Source organism: Bacillus cereus group sp. N24, assembly GCF_016483345.1.
Classification (GTDB): Bacteria; Bacillota; Bacilli; order Bacillales; family Bacillaceae_G; genus Bacillus_A; species Bacillus_A toyonensis.
In genome coordinates this window covers 1-1596 of record NZ_JAEHCA010000076.1, presented here as the reverse complement: position 1 = coordinate 1596, position 1596 = coordinate 1, and the positions used below count along the sequence as shown (strand labels likewise).

The window sequence follows — 1596 nt, the reverse complement described above, 5'->3', positions numbered from 1 at the left end:
AAAACTGCGTCAACGTACAAAATATCGCCGTAGCACGCTTGATATGGTACGGCTTCTGGTCTAAGGCAATGATACATACCAGTATGTTTTACTTTTTGATATTGTTGTTGTGAAAATTTGATTGCTAACTCTTTCGTATACTTGCCACCATTTGCGCCAACAAAATCAAAAAAACCTGTTCCAAAATTGTACGCTTGAAGGGCTGTTTTGATATGATCCATGTCACCAGGACTCGTTACACCAGCTCTTTCTATCGCATGTTTAAATTCCTGTACACCTGCCCAAATACTGTAGTCTGGATCTGTAATACAGTTTGGTGATTTACAATATTTCGTATTAAAAGCCCCCTCTGATGATTGCATCGGATCGCTACCTCGTCCTCCGCTTTCTTGCATCATTTGTGCAAGCATTAAAGCGACAAATGGTTCCACACCAAAGGCTTTCGCATGCTTTCGAATCGTAGGTTCCCATTTTAAAACTTCAGGCGAAACATTCATGACTTGCCCTTCACCTGTATACGTAATATCACCCGTGTCTGTTCCACTATCACTCCCCATTGCCGCAATAAAAATGCTTACTACTCCAAGTAAAAGAAAAGAAAAAAGACCCATCACAAGTAGTGCTAAAGTGATGAGCCATTTCTTTGGTATGATCTTTAAAACCAGATGCATAGTATTAAGCACCTCCCCCGAATAACATCAATTCTTCGTCTGTTACTTCTACATGGAAGTGAATGTTTTTTACAGCCCCAATACTTAAAATTACATCCCCTGTTGGCAAGTGTGGAATCGCTGCAATCTCACTTTCACTTAACTGTCCTGCAAATACTTTTCGTAACATATCTAAACTGTTATTATCTTGCTGCATGATAAATTTGTACTGTGTAAGTTCAAAGAGCTTTTTAATTTCATCAATCATTTCTTGTGAAGATCCTTCCGGTACAAAATCTCGAATCGTGTGACTTGCATATAAAAGCCCTGCAAAATATTTTCGATCTTCTCGGCTAAATTTAGTTAGAAATTGTAAAGCATGAGCGCTTTCTTTTTTTGTGTTTATGATATGATGCGCCTCGTCAATAATAATGAAATAACGAATTACATCTTCAAAAGCAAGTTGTTGTTTCGTATATGCCTCTAATTGTGGCGCACCATTGGATATCATTTCATCCCATATTAAATTAAAAACATTAAAAATTTGCGCTTGGAATACTTCCGGTTTAAAATTTGAAATGTTTCGTAAGGAAAACGATACAACTTGTTCTTTCTTGAAATCTTCAATTGTAGAAGGCCCATCAAATAATTGTGCATATGCTTCTACTAAATTCGTAAGATTTAATTCAATTAATTCTAAACGATGAATTCTACTGTCTCCTAAATTATCATGATGTTTTTTAGCTTTTACATCTTGATATAATTCTTTGCGAACAAACATTAAAAAGTCAGAGAAAATAGGATATTCTTTTGGTTTTCTTGTTGTAATTTCATTTTTTACTCCTTTTTCATCATTCCATAATCCCATACGAATATATAATTTACGAAGCAAATTTTCATATTCTTTAATTTCATCATCTTTTGCTTCTGGCGCAATGAATCGATA

Annotated in this window: 1 protein-coding gene and 1 pseudogene; both read right to left on the bottom strand. The window is 35.3% G+C overall.

The features are described from left to right. Nucleotides 1–671 (bottom strand): lysozyme family protein (locus tag JDS95_RS30385; protein ID WP_199691041.1); only part of this gene is annotated, 671 nt, incomplete at its 3' end. A 4-nt stretch (nucleotides 672–675) separates the two neighbouring features. Beyond that, nucleotides 676–1596: pseudogene (locus JDS95_RS30380) on the bottom strand (VirB4 family type IV secretion system protein); the annotation flags it as partial.